Here is a 15,261-nt window from a genome sequence, read left to right as displayed (position 1 = left end):
CAGCCGAGAATGCGCCTCGCCGCACCTCGTAGCGTGAATTCCGGGCAATCGCCCGCACGCCACGAGAGGGGAACCCCTTGAGCTCCGCCCACAGCACCAGCACGAGCAGCACGAGCACGACCGCGTCGAATACGACGCCGCCGGCTCGTCCACGGCGCAGCAGCGCCCGCGACCTCGCCCAGATCGCCGTGTTCGCCGCACTCATCGCCGCGTTGGGCCTGCCCGGGGCCCTTACGATCGGCGGCACCGCGGTGCCGATCACCTTCCAGACCCTCGGCGTGATGCTCGCCGGCGCCATCCTCGGCGCACGCAAGGGCACCCTGTCCGTCCTCCTCTTCATCGTGCTCGTCGCCGCCGGCCTGCCGCTGCTCTCGGGCGGGCGGGGCGGCCTCGGCGTGTTCGTCGGCCCGTCGGTCGGCTACCTCATCGGGTGGCTGCTCGGCGCCGCCGTCATCGGCTGGGCGACGGCGCGACTGCTGCCGCGGTACCCGATCGCGCCGGCCCTTGCATGGACCGCACTCGGCGGCATCGTCGCCATCTATCTCATCGGGGTGCCCGTCTTCGCCGCGATCACCGGCACGCCGCTCCACCTGGCGATCTCCGGATCGGCCCTCTTCCTTCCGGGCGACCTGCTCAAGGTCGTCGTGACCGTGCTCGTCGCGAAGGGCGTGCACCGCGCATGGCCGGGGCTCATCGAGCCGCGTCCGTGGCCGTGGGCGTCGCGCTCGGGTTCGACCGCCGGCACTGCCTCCGACTCGACCGCGTCGGACCGCTCGGCGTGAGCGACTGGCTGCGGGGACCGCGGGGCGGCCTCGCCCTCGCGTTCGGCGGCGACGCCGTGCGCTACGGCGAGCTCGCCGACGCGGTCGCCGCGGCCGTGCTGCCGAGCGGCGACGGCCTCGTCGCCTGCCCGGTCGGCACCGACCCCGTGCGCCTCATCACGCTCGTGCTCGCGTGTCTCGAGCGCGGTCGCCCGGTGCTCGTCGGCGGCGACGCGGCGGATGCCGAGCGGATCTCGGCCGCCCTGCCCCTCGGAACCGAGCTCGCGCTGCTCACCTCGGGCTCCTCCGACCCGGCGGGGGTCCGACGAGCGGTCGCCCGCACGAACGCATCCTGGCTCGCATCGGCGGCCCCGCTCGCCGAGGTCGCCGGCATCCGAGCGAACGACCGGATCGCCGTCACCGGGCCGCTCCATGTCTCGATGCACCTCTACGCAGCGCTCCACGCGCTCTGGTCGGGCGCCGCGGTCGGCGACGAGCTCAGCGGCGCGTCCACCCTCCACGCGACGCCGACCCGCCTGGCACGCCTCCTCGAGGGCGACACGCTGCCCGCGGCGGCGGTCGTCGCCGGAGCCGCGATGAGCGATGCCCTGCGCGAGCGGGCGGCGGCACGAGGCATCCGCGTGACCGAGTACTACGGCGCCGCCGAACTCTCGTTCGTGGCGGTCGGCCGTGGCGGCTCCCTGGCACCCTTCCCCGGCGTCGAGGTCGAACTCCGACCGACCGCCGCGGGCCGCGAGCTCTGGGCGCGCTCCCCCTACCTCGCCCTCGGCGTCGTCGGCGGAGGCATGCTGCGCCGCGACGACGACGGCTTCGCCACGGTGGGCGACCTCGCCGAACCGGTCGGTCCAGAGATGTTCCGCATCATCGGGCGCGGCGACGCCGCGATCACGACTGCGGGCGCGACCGTGCTGGCCGAGGACATCGAGGCACGCCTCCTCGCACTGCCCGGGGTCGTCGCGGCCGTGGTCCTCGGCGAGGCCGATGAGCTGCTCGGCGAACGGGTCGTCGCCGTCGTCGAGCTTGACGAGACGACGGATGCCACCGCGGTCATCGCCGCCGCCCGGGCGCGACTTTCCACGGCCGAGCTGCCGCGACGCTGGTTCGTGAGCGCCATCCCGACGACGATGTCGGGAAAGCCCGCGCGCGGACTCCTCCGGGTCGCGCTCGCAGCGGGAACCCTCGGCCCGGCGATCCCGTCGACGTCCGAGCGGAGCGGCGCATGATGCCGGGCCTCGACACCCGCTCCGCGCCCGTCATCGTCGCCCCGCTGCGATCGGCGATCGGCACGGCGGGCCGCAGCTTCGCCGCGCACACCGTCGACGCGCTCGCGGCCCCGGTGCTCGCCGAAGTCGCCGCGGCTGTCGCACCGAGCGGCCTGCCGATCGACGACGTCGTGGTCGGCAACTGCATGGGCCCGGGCGGCGACCTCGCCCGAGTCGCCGCGCTGCGCGCCGGGCTCGGCACCTCGGTGCCCGGCGTCACCGTCGATCGGCAGTGCGGCTCGGGGCTCGACGCCGTCATGCAGGCCGCAGCCCGAGTCGGCGCCCGACAGGGTGAGCTGTTCCTCGCCGGCGGTGCGGAGTCGGCGTCGACGGCGCCGCACCGCACCTGGCCGGAGACGGGCGAACGCTATGCGCGCGCCCCCTTCGCCCCGGAGGGAATCCCCGATCCCGACATGGGTCCGGCCGCCGACCGGTTGGCTGCGCTGCGCGGCATCTCCCGCGAACGGCAGGACGCCTGGGCGGCCCGCTCGCACGCGCGCGCCGCCGCAGCGCAGGCGAGCGGCGTCTTCGACAGCGAGATCGTCGCGATCGCGGGCGTCGGGCGGGACGACCGCCCGCGGGCCTCGATGGACGTCACGAGGCTGGCGCGATTCGCGCCCGCGTTCGCCGCTGACATGTCCGATACCGCTGAACTCGCTGACCCCGGCACGGTCACCGCGGGCAACTCCTGCGGCTTCTCCGACGGCGCCGCGATGATGGCGGTCACGACCGGTCGAGCCGCACGCGACCTCGGCCTGCCGTCGCTGCGCATCGTGGCGACGGCCGTCACCGCAGGCGATCCTGCGCTGCCGGGCATCGGCGCGGCGCCTGCAGCCCGCCTGGCGCTCGCGCGCGCCGGTCTCGCGCCCGCCGGCCTCGGGTTCGTCGAGATCACCGAGGCGTTCGCGGCGCAGCTCCTCGCGGTCAGCGACGACCTCGGGCTCGACGAGTCGATCATCTCCGCCGACGGCGGCGCCATCGCGCTCGGGCATCCCTGGGGAGCGTCGGGCGCGGTGCTGCTCGTGCGACTCGCCGCCCGCATGTTCGCCGCCGATGACCCCCGCCCGGGGCTCGCCGCCTGTTCGATCGGCGGCGGCCAGGGCATCGCAATGATCGTGGAACGGACCGCATGACCGAGATCGTCTTCGACCACGTCAGCCACGACTTCGACGCCGAGCGCGTCGTCGACGACGTCTCGCTCGTGCTCCGCGAGCACCGCATCGGCATCGTCGGCGCGAACGGCTCGGGCAAGTCGACCCTCGCCCGCATGATCAACGGCCTCGTCTCACCGACGGCCGGCTGCGTCTCGGTCGGCGGGCTCGACCTCGCCCGGCACGCGCGCGAGGTGCGCCGCACCGTCGGCTTCGTGTTCACGAACGCCGACAACCAGATCGTCATGCCCACCGTGCGCGAGGATGTCGCCTTCACCCTGCGCCGGCACAAGCTCGAGAAGGCGGATGCCGCGGCGCGCGTCGAGGCGGCGCTGCACCGGTTCGGCCTCCACGAGCTCGCCGACCGGCCGGCGCACCGGCTCTCGGGCGGTCAGAAGCAGCTGCTCGCCCTCGCCTCGGTGCTCGTCGCCGAGCCGGCCGTGATCGTCGCCGACGAGCCGACCACGCTGCTCGACGCGCGCAACGCCAGACTCGTCGGCGAGCACTTCGCCGAGCTGCCGCAGCAGCTCGTCGTCGTCAGCCACCAGCTCGAGCTGCTCGACGGATTCGACCGCGTCATCGTGATGGAGGCCGGGCGGGTGGTCGCCGATGATCGGCCCGAGGTCGCGCTCGAGGCCTATCGCGAGATCATCGGCAGCCCGCGATGATCGGGGTCTTCCATCCCGGCCGCTCGCTCGTGCACCGGACGCCCGCGCTCGCGAAGCTCGGCCTGCTCGCCGTGCTCGTCACGGTGATCGCCCTCCAGACCTCGCTCGTCGCGCTCGGCGTCGCCGCGGGCCTCGTGGCGGCCCTCTTCGTCGTCGCGTGGCTCCCCTTCGGGCTCGTCTGGCGGCAGATCGTCCCGATCCTGTGGCTCCTCGCGTTCGCCATCCCGGTGCAGGTGATCTTCGGCGGGTGGGAGGCCGCGGCGACGATGGCGGTGCGCCTCGTGCTCGCCGTCGCGCTCGCGGCGCTCTACACGCTCACGACGCCCGTCACGGCGACCCTCGATGCCATGCAGACGCTGCTCCGCCCCTTCCGCCGGTGGATCGACGCCGACCGCGTCGGCCTCGCGCTCGCCCTCACGATCCGGTGCGTGCCGCTCCTCGCCGACATCGTGCGCGAGGTGCTCGAGGCGAGGAAGGCGCGCGGCGCCGAGGGATCGGTCGTGGCGCTCGCCGTGCCGGTCATCGTGCGGGCGCTGCAGACCGCCGAGCATCTCGGCGATGCGCTGACCGCGCGCGGCTTCGACGACTGATCGCGGCTGCGGCCGCGCTCTCCGGAACCGCTGTGATCTCCGAGCGCAGGCGTCACGGAGACGCACCTCAGGCGTCGAACGGCGCGGCGCCTGCCGCTGCGCGAGCGCGATCAGCCAGCGCGAGCAGCTTCTCGGTGCCATCCAGCGTTCCGAAGGATGCGGCCGCGCGACCCATCCGATCGCGGCCCTCGGCATCGCGCAGAAGCGGAATGACGAGCGAAGGCACCGGGGCGGGACTCGTCCGGCAGTCGCGGAGCACCCGATATCGGCGTCTGCGTATCGTGCGTGTATCGAAAACCGGATACTCGGCGGCAACACGGCGATGGTTTGAATGCTGTCTATGCATCCATCCGCCTCAGAGCTCGTCGTGCATGACGATGCGATCCGCGAGAACACGGCGAGATTCTCGGCCATGACCGAGGGCCGGATCATGGCCGTGCTCAAAGCCGACGCGTTCGGACACGGGGAGATCGCTCGCTCGGTCCTCGAGTCCGGGGCGACCTCTGTCGGCGTGACCTCCGTCGATGAGGCTCTGGCGTTGCGGGCTACCGGTGTCGGAGCGCCGATCCTCAGTTGGCTCAACACGCCCGACGCCGACTTCGAGACGGCGGTGCGAGAGAACGTCGATCTCGCGGTGCCGAGTGTGGAGCTGCTGTGGTCGATCGGTCGGGCAGCGCTGCGTGTCGGGAGACCGGCGCGCGTGCACCTGCACCTCGATGTCGGCATGGCCCGCGACGGCTGTTCGACGCGCGACTGGTCCACGCTGTGCACGCTCGCTCGTGAGCATGAGGCGCTCGGCGCGGTTCGAGTGGTCGGGGTGATGGGCCACCTGTCGTGCGCGGACGAGCCGGAGCATCCGCAGAACGCGCGGGAGCGTCTGGTCTTCGAGAGCGCGGTTCGAACGGCCAGGCGCCGTGCGCTCGCGCCCCGCATCCTTCACCTCGCGGCAACAGCCGCGACGTTGAACGGCGTCGGGTCGGGTTTCGACGTCCACCGGATCGGAGCGGGGCTGTTCGGCATCGATCCCTCGTCCCGCACCGACGTGTTGCGGCCGGCCGTGACACTGACCTCGAGCGTCGTGTCGTCGCGCGAGGTGGCCGCGGGCACCGGAGTGGGCTATGGCCTCGACTTCGTCGCACAGAACCGTACGAACCTGGCCCTGCTTCCGGTCGGCTACGGTGACGGGCTTCCGCGCGAGGCGTCCGGGCGGGCGGAGGTCTTCGCACGAGGGCGACGACGGCCCCTCGTCGGCAGGTTCTCGATGGACATGGTCGTCGTGGACACGGGCGATGACGTGCTGCGACCGAACGAACGCGTCACCGTCTTCGGCCCCGGCGCGCAAGGAGAGCCCACTGTCACCGAATGGGCCGAGTGGTCTCGCACGATCGAGCACGAGATCGTCACTCGCCTGGGCAACCGCAGCCCGCGCATCCACCGCACGATCGAAACTTCGAGTCCGTCACAGGGAGACAGGTCATGACGCAGAACGACCGTGCCCGGATCGCCGTCATCGGCGGTGGAGTCAATGACGAGCACGACGTGTCGCTCGCTTCGGCCGCCGCTGTCCGTCGCGCCGTCGTCGAGTTGGGGCTCGACGCCGTTCCGCTCACGATCGGGGAGGACGGCGCTTGGCGTGACGAGGACGGCGGGGTCCTGCCTGCACACGGTGCCGTCGAGGTGCTCGCGGAGTGCGATCTCGCGTTTCCCGCCCTGCATGGCGTCAACGGCGAGGATGGCTCGGTCGCCGGGTTCCTCGAACTGTCTGGCGTGCCCTATGTGGGCTCCCCGGTGCGAGCCGGTGCGCTCGGGATGGACAAGTGGATCACGAAGCTGATCGCCGATGCGCTGGGCATCGCCACCGCAAGGGCGGCGGTCGCCGGTCCCGGTGTCGCAGCGAGCGTCGCCACGACGGGTCTGGAGCCCCCCTTCGTCATCAAGCCGGCGACCGGTGGCTCGAGCAATGGCGTCTTCGTCGTTCCCGATCGAGGCGGCGTCGCCGAGACGGTGACCCTCGCTCGAGCGTTCGGTGAGCTCGTGCTCGTCGAGGAGTACGTGCTGGGGCGTGAAGTGGACATCGCCGTGTTCCGCGACCGGGACGGCGAGTTGCGCCTCGGCTCCACCCTCGGGATCGGTGTCGACCCCGGCGGAGTGTTCGACCGGACGCAGAAGTACGACGGCAGCGCGGAGTTCACGGTGCCTGCCCCGATCAGCGAACGCGACGAAGCATCGATTCGTCACGCCGCCGTCCTCCTCTACGAAACACTCGGCTGCAGCGGGGTGGCGCGTTTCGACTTCTTCGTCACCTCTGCCGGAGTGGTGCTGAACGAGGTGAACACGGCTCCCGGGATGACGGAACAGTCACAGGTTCCCCGGATGTACGCCGCGACCGGCCTCGACTACGTCGGGTTGATCGGAGCGCTCCTCGAATCCGCCGAGCGGTCGCCGTTCCGAAACTCGATGCCCGTATGAGCGGGGACTCGACCGCGCCCCCCGCTCGGTCGGCTTGGGCGGATGCGCTCAAGGGTCTGCTGATCCTGCTCGTCGTCTTCTGGCACGTCGTGTTGAAGACCTACCTGCAGATCGATTGGCGAATCGGCATGCCGATCCCCGGTGCGTGGGGCCTTGCCGGCGATGTCATCTGGCCGTTCCTGATGCCGCTGTTCCTCATGATCTCGGGTTGCTTCGCGGCGACTGCGCTCGCTCGTCCGTGGGCGATCGTCTTCCGCACCCGCGTCGTCCGCTTCCTCTACCTCTATCTCCTGTGGACCCTCATCCACATGATGACCATGTGGGCGTTCGAGGACTTCCCCACGTTCGTGCCGCGCAGCGTCGCCGAGTTCATCGACGCGGTGACCATCAGCCCCCCGAACACCTGGTATCTCTACGCGCTCGCCCTGTACTTCCTGGTGGCGAAGGGACTGCGACGCCTCCCGCGGTGGCTCCTCATCGGGGGCGCCGCCGCGTTGTCGGTCACGGTTTCGGCGGGGCTGATCGACGTGGCGAGCAACCGCGGTTCGCTGCTGTACAACCTCCTCTTCTTCCTGCTCGGCCTCTCCTTCGCCCCGCAGATCCGCCGTTTCGCCGCGCGCCCGCGACCATTCGTCGCGGCGACGTCGATCGCGGTGTACCTCGTTGCCTTCGGTGTGATGAGAGTGACCGGATCGGAGGCAGTGCCCGGTGTGTGGCCTGCAGTGTCGCTCATCGGAGTCGGCATGGGGATCGTGGTCGCACCGATCCTGCCGAGGATCCCGGGCCTCGGGCGCGGGCTGGGCTGGCTGGGCGTTCGCACGCTGCCGATCTACCTGCTGCACATGCCGGTACTCGCCCTGGCCGACCTCGCCCTGGTGGGCTGGCTCTCGAATGCCCGGATCGCGGTGCAGCTCGCCGCAGCCGTCCTGCTCCCAGTCGCCCTCACCGCGTTCGTCGTCGCCGTGAGCACGATGCTCGGCCACCTCATCGTTCGCGACCGACTGCTCTGGTTGTTCGATCTTCCGGCACGCCGCCCACCGGCTGGGCTCTCGCGCCGCGAGGCCCCGCCCCGGCCGCGGGCCCGACTCGCGTGGCGCACGACGGTCGCGGTCCTGATGGTCACGGCGATCGGGGTGTCGACGATCCGCGCCACGGCGATATCGGGCTGCCCGGCCGAGGCTCCACGCCAGCCCGCGTCGCACGCGGGAGAGGTGAGCATCGGGGCAACCGGCGACATGCTGCTGTACGACGTGAACCACTCCGTGCCCGCCGACCGCGGTCGTGGCCACTTCGACGATGTACGTCCCTGGTTCACCCAGGACATCGTCACCGGAAACCTCGAACAGGTCATTTCCGCCGACACGGGATACGACAAGTGCGGACAGCACGCGGACTGCCTGGCGTTTCGGAGCGCGCCGGACGCGGCGGAACAGTTCGCCGGATTCGATCTCCTCAACCTTGCGAACAACCACACCGGCGACTTCGGACGCGCCGGATACGCGAACACGAGAGCGCACCTCGCCGACGCCGGAGTCCGAACGGTCGGCGACCGCAACGAGATCGCCTGCACGCAGGTCGGTGACATCACGGTCGCGATGCTCGGATTCGCGCCCTATGACGGTTTCAACCGGGTCACCGACCTGCGCCACGTGCGGCAGGTCGTGCGGGCGGCCGCAGCACGCGCGGACATCGTGGTCGTCCACGCGCACATGGGCGCCGAGGGCGCCGGGGCGGATGCCGTGACACCCGGAACCGAGGTCATGTACGGCGAGAACCGCGGCGACGTCATCGCGTTCTCGCATGCGGCTGTCGACGCGGGCGCCGACCTCGTCCTCGGCCACGGACCCCACGTGCTTCGGGGGATGGAGTCCTACCGCGGAAGGCTGATCGCGTACAGCCTGGGCAACTTCGGCGGCGGTGGCGTCTTCGGCGCGGAACAGTCGACGCGATACGGCGCCTATCTCGCCGTCCGGTTGCGCGCCGATGGAACGATGATCGACGGACAGCTGCGCTCCGTCCGCTTCGAGCAGCGCGACGGGAGACCCGTCCGAGATCCTGACGAACGGGCGGTCGAGCTGATCGATCAACGAAGCCGTCGCGACTTTCCCGGGACCGCCGCGAACATCGAATCCGATGGCTCGATCTCACCTCGTCGCTGATCCCGCCGCGCTTCAGGGCGCGGAGGCATCCGTACAACCAGCGTCCCGCATCGAGCAGGCGCCGCGGCGGCCACGGCGTGCGATGCGCGGCTTGCCGGGGGAAATGAAAAAGCCCCGAACCCGGCGAGAGGTTCGAGGCTTGATCGTGCACCCCCTCGGACTTGAACCGAGAACCCACTGATTAAGAGTCAGTTGCTCTGCCGATTGAGCTAGAGGTGCATACTGCGTTGTTTCGGCCCGGATTTTCTACAACCCGAACCGAGGAATCACAGTATCAGGAGAATGCACTGTTGCGCCAATCGAGGCGAGCATCGGCGCGTCGCGGGCATCGTCGGCACCGGTCGACCCCGTCGTCCGCACCCGATGATCCGCCCGCGATAGCCTGATCGAGTGACCGCCGATTCCGCCTCCCAGCTCACCTCCGACCTCGCACTCGCGCTCGAACTGGCCGAACTGGCCGACGCCGTCTCGATCGGCCGATTCCGCGCGATCGACCTCGACGTGCAGACGAAGCCCGACCGCTCCCCCGTCACCGAGGCCGACCTCGCCGTCGAGCGAGCGATCCGCGAGCGCCTCGCGGAGGCACGCCCCGACGACGGCATCCTCGGCGAGGAGTTCGGAACGGAGGGCGACGGGGCGCGTCAGTGGATCATCGACCCGATCGACGGCACCGCCAACTTCCTCAGGGGCGTGCCGGTCTGGGGCACGCTCATCTCGCTCGCGATCGACGGCGTTCCCGTCGTCGGCGTGGCATCCGCACCGGCGATGGGCCGGCGCTGGTGGGCCGCCACGGGCCTCGGCGCCTGGACCACGACCTCGGCGGCCGAAGCGGGCGCGAGCGGGCCGCAGACAGGCGACGGTGCGGCCGCCGGCGGGGCATCCGTACCGGGTGCGCGGCGACTGCAGGTCTCGGGGGTCGCCTCCCTCGCCGACGCCTCCCTGAGCTTCCAGAGCCTCGCCCAATGGCGCGATGCCGGCTACCTCGACCGCCTGCTCGCCCTCTCCGAGCGCGTCTGGCGCGACCGCGCCTACGGCGACCTGTGGTCGTACATGCTGCTCGCCGAGGGCCTCATCGACATCACGGCCGAGTTCGACGTCAAGCCCTACGACCTCGCCGCGCTCATCCCCATCGTCGAGGAGGCGGGCGGCCGCTTCAGCTCCGTGACCGGCACGCCCGGGCCGTGGAGCGGCAACGCGCTCGCGACCAACGGCGCACTGCACGACGACGTGCTCGCGGCGCTCGCCGACGAGGCGTAGGCGGCGGGCGTGGAGGTCTGCGTCTTCACCGAGCCGCAGCAGGGCGCGAGCTACGATGACCAGCTGGCACAGGCGACGGCCACCGAGCGGCTCGGATTCGATGGATGGTTCCGCTCCGACCACTACCTGGCGATGGACGACGCCGATCCCATGCCCGGCCCGACCGACGCCTGGACGACGCTCGCCGGTCTCGCCCGCGAGACCCGGCGCATCCGGCTCGGCACGCTCGTCTCCTCGGCGACGTTCCGGCACCCCTCGGTGCTCGCCATCCAGGTCGCACAGGTCGACGACATGTCGGGCGGCCGGGTCGAGCTCGGCCTCGGCACCGGGTGGTTCGCCGAGGAACACGAGGCGTACGGCATCCCGTTCCCGGCCAAGCGCTTCGGACTGCTCGAGGAGCAGCTCGAAGTCGTAACCGGACTCTGGTCGACCCCGGTCGGCGAGCACTACGACTTCGCCGGCGAGCACTACCGGCTCGTGCACTCGCCGGCACTGCCGAAGCCAACGCAGGCGAGCGTGCCGATCATCGTCGGCGGTGCGGGTCCGAAGCGCACCCCGGCGATCGCCGCGCGATTCGCGAGCGAGTTCAACATCGGGTTCCGCGACGAGCACGTGGTCGCCGAGACCTTCGCCCGGGTGAAGCAGGCGTGCGAAGACATCGACCGCGACCCCGCCACCCTCCGCACGAGCGTCGCCCTGCCCACCGTCGTCGCGACCTCCGACGCCGATTATCGGCGACGACTCGCCGCCATCGACGAGGACCCGGCCTCATTCGCCGACGTCAACATCGCCGGCACCCCGGCCGCGGCCGTGGAGAAGATCCTGCGACTGCGCGACCTCGGCGCCGACCGGGTCTACCTCCAGCTCGTCGACCTGCGCGATCTCGACCACCTCGAGCTCATCGGCGCCGAGGTGCTGCCGCACCTGCGCTGACCCGTGCGACATGTCGCGGGCTCCCGCTAGGCTGACCTCGAAATCAACCGGATGGGGCGGGGGCGCCGGTCGATCGACGCGCGCCCTCGCGGTCATCCTCACCCGAATCGAGAGGCCCTACCCCTTGAACACCACCATGCGTCGCACACTGACGCGCGCACTCGTCTCCGTCGCCGCGGCCGCCGTCGTGATCCCGCTGAGCGGGTGCGGCCTGATCAGCAACCTCGCCGGCGGCAGCGCACCGCAGCCCGAGCGCGACGAGACCACGCAGGAGATCGTCGAGGAGGGCGACGCCGACGTCTTCGCCCTCATGGTCGGCGACTGCATGAACGAGGTCTCCGAAGAGGTCGTCTCCGAAGTGCCCGTCGTTCCCTGCGACCAGCCCCATGACGAAGAGGTGTTCTTCGACCTCACGCTCGAGGGCGACGTGTACCCCGGCGACGACGCCATCCAGTCGCAGTCCGACGACGCCTGCCTCGCGCAGTTCGAGCCCTTCGTCGGCACGGCGTACGACGTGTCGACGCTCGCCTTCTACGCCTACCGTCCCTCGCAGGACAGCTGGGAGCAGATGGACGACCGCGTCGTCTCCTGCGTGATCTACGACCCGGCCGGTCAGGTCACCGGCACGCTCGAGGGCGCGGCCCGCTGATCGACGGATGCCGCGTGGCGCGCCATCGGGCGTCGCCACGCGGCATCCTCATGCCAGGCACCGGCTCACGCCGTCGTGCGCGGTCGCCGGCGACTCCACGCCACGCCGGCCAGGCAGAGCGCTCCACCCACCAGGCCGAGCAGGGTGGGCAGTTCGCCGAGCAGCAGCCATGAGAGCAGCACGACGATCGCCGGCACCGCGAGCGTCGCCGACGCCGTGGCACCTGCCGAGCTGCGCTTGAGCACGTATGCCCAGAGCAGGAACGCCACGGCCGACGGCCCCACCCCGAGGTAGATCACGGCGAGCACGGCGGGAGCCGGGGCATCCGAAAGCTCGACGACGGTCTGCGGCAGGAACGGCAGCAGCACCAGCGCGCCGACCACGCAGCCGATCCAGGTCGCGCTCAGGGCGTCGGACGAGCGCAGCGCGACCTTCTGCACGAGCACACCCGATGCATAGAGGATCGCGGCGAGGATGCCGAGGACGATGCCGATCGGCTCGCTCTCGGCCCCGATTCCGCCGGTCGCGATGATCACGACGCCGGCGAACGCGATCGCGATGCCGACCATGAGCGGTCGCGGAAAGCCCTCCTTCAGCAGCACGCCGGCCGCGAGGGCGACCATCAACGGCGCGATGTTCACGAGCATCGCGACCGTCCCGGCGTCGAGATGACGTTCCGCCATGTTGAGCACCAGGGTGTATCCGGCGAACCAGAGCGCCCCGTAGACGGCGATGAGCACGAGGGCGCGCGGGCCGGGCAGCGGCGGCCGCCGCCAGACGGCGATGGCCACGAGCACCACGGCTCCAACGGCCTGCCGTCCGAGCGCGAGCGGTCCTGGCGAGATCGTCTCGCCGACCGCACGGATCGCGATGAACGCCGAGGCCCACAGCACGAGCACCACGACCATGGCCGCGAGCACCCTCCAGTCGATCGGGCCGGGGCGTGTCGTGGCCTGCGCCTGACGAAGGGCGGCGCTCGAGGGCTGTTGCATGGGTTCAAGCCTGTTGCGCCCAACACCACAGCACAAGCGAATGATTCTACCGATCCATTCAGTAGCACTGTACGATCAACCCATGGTGGATCCGCATCGCCTCCGGGTGTTCCGCACCGTCGTCCAGACGGGCTCGATCAACCGCGCCGCCACGCGACTCGGCTACACGCCGTCGGCCGTCAGCCAGCACGTCAGCACCCTGCAGCGGGAGACCGGGCTGACGCTCATCGAGAAGCGCGGTCGCGGCATCGTGCCGACCGCGGCCGGCCTCGCAGTGGCCGAACGCGCCTCGCGGGTGCTCGATCAGATGGCCGACTTCGATTCCCTCGCCGACGACCTCCGCTCGGGTCGCAGCGGCACGCTCCGCATCAGCTGCTTCTCCTCCGCGAACCGTGCGTGGATGCCGGCGATCGCCGCCGCGATGCTGGCGGAGTTCCCCGACCTGCGACTCGAGCTCAGCCTCGTCGAACAGCACGGGCAGCTCACCGGTGAGCCCGATGTCGAGCTCTACGTCGCCGAATCGGTGCGCGGCGATCGAGACCCGGCCGTCGCCGACGGCGTCGCCGACGGCTACGACATCGAACCGCTCCGCACCGAGGGCTACGTGGCCGTCGTCCCGCAGCAGCATCCGCTCGCCCTGCGGCATCGGCTGAGCCTCGCCGTCCTCGCGGACGAACCATGGATCGACAACGACTACGCACGCGGGCCGTGCCGCGAGATCATCCTGTCGGCCTGCGCCGCGCGGGGCTTCGCACCCCGGTTCCGCCTGCAGGCCCCCGACTATGCGACCGCGTTCGACTACGTCGCCGCCGGCGTCGGCATCACGGTGCTGCCGAGGCTCGGAGCCATCCGCCTGCCCGACGGAGTCGCGCTCGTGCCACTCGACGACGACGACGTTCGACGCCGCATCATGCTCCGGGTGAAGCGCTCGATGCGCACGCACCCCGCCGTGCATCGAATGACGGCGCTGCTGCGCGACGTCGCCCGCTCCTGACCGACCAGGTCATGCCCGACGACGCCTCGACACGAACCGGGCAGCGAAATGCCCGGCCCCGCGAATCACGGTGCCGGGCATCTCAATCCACTGTGCGACAACGACCGATGGTGGAGATGGGGGGAATTGAACCCCCGTCCATCGCTGTGATTCCACGCCTTCTCCGGGCGCAGCCTGTGCAAGCGTTCTACTCGGCCCCGACCTTTGCCACAGGCGCCTAGGTCGACGGGCCCAGCCTGAATGAAGTCCCGCGTGTCGCTCAGGCGACCACACGCAGCAAGTTCCCTAGATGACGCCAGCTACCGGGGCGGGAACAGACCCGCGGGCTGACGGACTATCGGGCTCGCTTATGCAGCGAGGGCGAAGTCAGTGCGCTTTGCATTGGCACTTATTGTTTTCCAGAGATCGTTTACGAGATAACCCTGGATCCTCGGCCCGCTTCTCGTGGGTTCGCAGACGATGTCGAAACCGATCATCCCCATGAATCGCCGTCGCTGATCGCCCAGTCGGAACTGAGCATGCAGCCTGGCGGGCCGTTGTCGCACTGTGGAGTTTTCAATGAGCAAGAGCTCAAACCCCGGATGCCCATCGTTGAAACGGTGAGTACCCGGCCTTACAGTCTAGAACAGGCGCGGCCGCTCCGCCATTCCCGAGCGGATTCACCTGGAGGTCCATGTGGCTACCGTCATCGCCGTGCGCGGCACCGCCGAAGAACGCATCGCTCCCGAGCTCGGCGCCGTCTCGCTCTCGGTGAGCGTCTCGGGCGCCGAACGCGACGCGACGCTCGAGCGCACGTCGACGGCCCATCAGCAGCTCGTCGCCGAGGTGCGCGCGCTCGAGGCATCCGGTGCACTCGACACCTGGTCGGCCGGCCAGCTCCGCGTCTCCTCGCATCGTCCGTGGAACAACGAGGGCAAGCAGCTGCCCGTCGTGCACCAGGCGAGCGCCGACGTCGAGGTGGTCTTCACCGACCTCGAACGGCTCGGCGACTGGGTGAGCACGATCTCGCTCGGCGACTCGATCGGCATCGGCGGCATCAACTGGCGGCTGACGGATGCCACGCGCAAGCGCACCCAGGAGGCCGCACAGCGCGCGGCCGTGGCCGACGCCGTCGCGAAGGCCGCCGTGTACGCCGCGGCGCTCGGGCTCGGCACACCGGCCCCTGCCGAGCTCGCGGACACCGGCCTGCTCACCGCCCAGCCGGTGCCGCAGGGCGGTCGAGGCGAGCGGATGTACGCGATGAGCCTGTCGGCCGACATGGGCGCAGGGGGCGGCCCCGCGGAGTTCACGCCGGCGCAGCTCGTGATCGAGGCCTCGGTCGAGGCGCGGTTCACCGCAGAGCCGGCCTGAGCCGA

At 70.7% G+C, this 15,261-nt stretch carries 15 protein-coding genes, 1 tRNA gene and 1 other RNA gene; 13 read left to right on the top strand and 4 right to left on the bottom strand.

Annotation, left to right across the window (positions count from 1 at the left end; translation table 11 throughout):
• Window positions 1-77: 77 nt before the first annotated feature.
• Genes BUR99_RS01745 through BUR99_RS01725 form a run of 5 tightly spaced genes read left to right on the top strand, consistent with a single transcriptional unit; the run spans window position 78 to window position 4,453 of the window.
• Complete coding sequence (locus BUR99_RS01745) at window positions 78-782, top strand: biotin transporter BioY (RefSeq protein ID WP_074258653.1); 705 nt, start codon at window positions 78-80, stop codon at window positions 780-782.
• Window positions 707-2,005 carry an AMP-binding enzyme gene (locus BUR99_RS01740; protein ID WP_159440936.1) on the top strand — a complete coding sequence of 433 codons (1,299 nt, stop codon included), beginning with the start codon at window positions 707-709 and terminating at the stop codon, window positions 2,003-2,005. Before BUR99_RS01745 ends, BUR99_RS01740 begins: the two co-directional genes overlap by 76 nt.
• Entirely contained in the window at window positions 2,002-3,177 is a 1,176-nt protein-coding gene (locus BUR99_RS01735) for a thiolase family protein (protein ID WP_234980709.1), read from the top strand. Before BUR99_RS01740 ends, BUR99_RS01735 begins: the two co-directional genes overlap by 4 nt.
• Window positions 3,174-3,863, top strand: coding sequence for an energy-coupling factor ABC transporter ATP-binding protein (locus BUR99_RS01730; protein WP_074258652.1), 690 nt, complete (start codon window positions 3,174-3,176; stop codon window positions 3,861-3,863). Before BUR99_RS01735 ends, BUR99_RS01730 begins: the two co-directional genes overlap by 4 nt.
• Window positions 3,860-4,453, top strand: coding sequence for an energy-coupling factor transporter transmembrane component T family protein (locus tag BUR99_RS01725; protein ID WP_074258651.1), 594 nt, complete (start codon window positions 3,860-3,862; stop codon window positions 4,451-4,453). The genes BUR99_RS01730 and BUR99_RS01725 overlap by 4 nt, the downstream gene beginning before the upstream one ends.
• Before the next feature lie 67 nt (window positions 4,454-4,520).
• On the opposite strand, the gene BUR99_RS20165 is transcribed toward BUR99_RS01725, so the two are convergent.
• Window positions 4,521-4,679: a hypothetical protein gene (locus BUR99_RS20165; protein WP_159440935.1), complete on the bottom strand. Its 159-nt coding sequence runs from the start codon at window positions 4,677-4,679 to the stop codon at window positions 4,521-4,523.
• A gap of 105 nt (window positions 4,680-4,784) precedes the next feature.
• On the opposite strand from BUR99_RS20165, the gene alr reads away from it, so the two are divergent.
• From alr to BUR99_RS19540, 3 genes are read left to right on the top strand one after another with little or no spacing between them, the layout of a single operon-like run.
• Window positions 4,785-5,933 carry an alanine racemase gene (alr, locus tag BUR99_RS01715; protein WP_074258649.1) on the top strand — a complete coding sequence of 383 codons (1,149 nt, stop codon included), beginning with the start codon at window positions 4,785-4,787 and terminating at the stop codon, window positions 5,931-5,933.
• Entirely contained in the window at window positions 5,930-6,922 is a 993-nt protein-coding gene (locus tag BUR99_RS01710; RefSeq protein ID WP_074258648.1) for a D-alanine--D-alanine ligase family protein, read from the top strand. Before alr ends, BUR99_RS01710 begins: the two co-directional genes overlap by 4 nt.
• Complete coding sequence (locus BUR99_RS19540; protein WP_084183518.1) at window positions 6,919-9,081, top strand: CapA family protein; 2,163 nt, start codon at window positions 6,919-6,921, stop codon at window positions 9,079-9,081. The genes BUR99_RS01710 and BUR99_RS19540 overlap by 4 nt, the downstream gene beginning before the upstream one ends.
• Before the next feature lie 146 nt (window positions 9,082-9,227).
• Here BUR99_RS19540 and BUR99_RS01695 read toward each other — a convergent pair.
• Window positions 9,228-9,300 (bottom strand) — tRNA-Lys (locus BUR99_RS01695).
• Between the two features lie 171 nt (window positions 9,301-9,471).
• Between BUR99_RS01695 and BUR99_RS01690 the strand changes: the two genes are divergently transcribed.
• The 3 genes from BUR99_RS01690 (at window position 9,472) to BUR99_RS01680 (ending at window position 11,920) form a co-directional block, all read left to right on the top strand.
• Window positions 9,472-10,338 carry an inositol monophosphatase family protein gene (locus tag BUR99_RS01690; protein ID WP_074258647.1) on the top strand — a complete coding sequence of 289 codons (867 nt, stop codon included), beginning with the start codon at window positions 9,472-9,474 and terminating at the stop codon, window positions 10,336-10,338.
• A 9-nt stretch (window positions 10,339-10,347) separates the two neighbouring features.
• The gene (locus BUR99_RS01685) at window positions 10,348-11,271 is read left to right on the top strand and encodes an LLM class F420-dependent oxidoreductase (RefSeq protein ID WP_074258646.1); all 924 of its coding nucleotides are present in this window, start codon (window positions 10,348-10,350) and stop codon (window positions 11,269-11,271) included.
• A 136-nt stretch (window positions 11,272-11,407) separates the two neighbouring features.
• Complete coding sequence (locus BUR99_RS01680) at window positions 11,408-11,920, top strand: septum formation family protein (RefSeq protein ID WP_074258645.1); 513 nt, start codon at window positions 11,408-11,410, stop codon at window positions 11,918-11,920.
• Between the two features lie 65 nt (window positions 11,921-11,985).
• Here the strand turns inward: BUR99_RS01680 and BUR99_RS01675 are convergent, their stop codons facing one another.
• The gene (locus BUR99_RS01675; RefSeq protein WP_084183516.1) at window positions 11,986-12,912 is read right to left on the bottom strand and encodes a DMT family transporter; all 927 of its coding nucleotides are present in this window, start codon (window positions 12,910-12,912) and stop codon (window positions 11,986-11,988) included.
• Between the two features lie 82 nt (window positions 12,913-12,994).
• On the opposite strand from BUR99_RS01675, the gene BUR99_RS01670 reads away from it, so the two are divergent.
• Complete coding sequence (locus tag BUR99_RS01670) at window positions 12,995-13,906, top strand: LysR family transcriptional regulator (protein WP_074258644.1); 912 nt, start codon at window positions 12,995-12,997, stop codon at window positions 13,904-13,906.
• 108 nt (window positions 13,907-14,014) lie between these two features.
• Here the strand turns inward: BUR99_RS01670 and ssrA are convergent.
• Window positions 14,015-14,386: a transfer-messenger RNA gene (ssrA, locus tag BUR99_RS01665) on the bottom strand.
• A 195-nt stretch (window positions 14,387-14,581) separates the two neighbouring features.
• Between ssrA and BUR99_RS01660 the strand changes: the two genes are divergently transcribed.
• Window positions 14,582-15,256, top strand: coding sequence for an SIMPL domain-containing protein (locus BUR99_RS01660; RefSeq protein ID WP_074258643.1), 675 nt, complete (start codon window positions 14,582-14,584; stop codon window positions 15,254-15,256).
• Window positions 15,257-15,261 lie beyond the last annotated feature (5 nt).

It is taken from the genome of Agromyces cerinus subsp. cerinus (genome assembly GCF_900142065.1).
Lineage (GTDB): Bacteria > Actinomycetota > Actinomycetes > Actinomycetales > Microbacteriaceae > Agromyces > Agromyces cerinus.
Note: the sequence above shows the minus strand (reverse complement) of the source record. Positions and strands in the feature narration are given on the sequence as shown.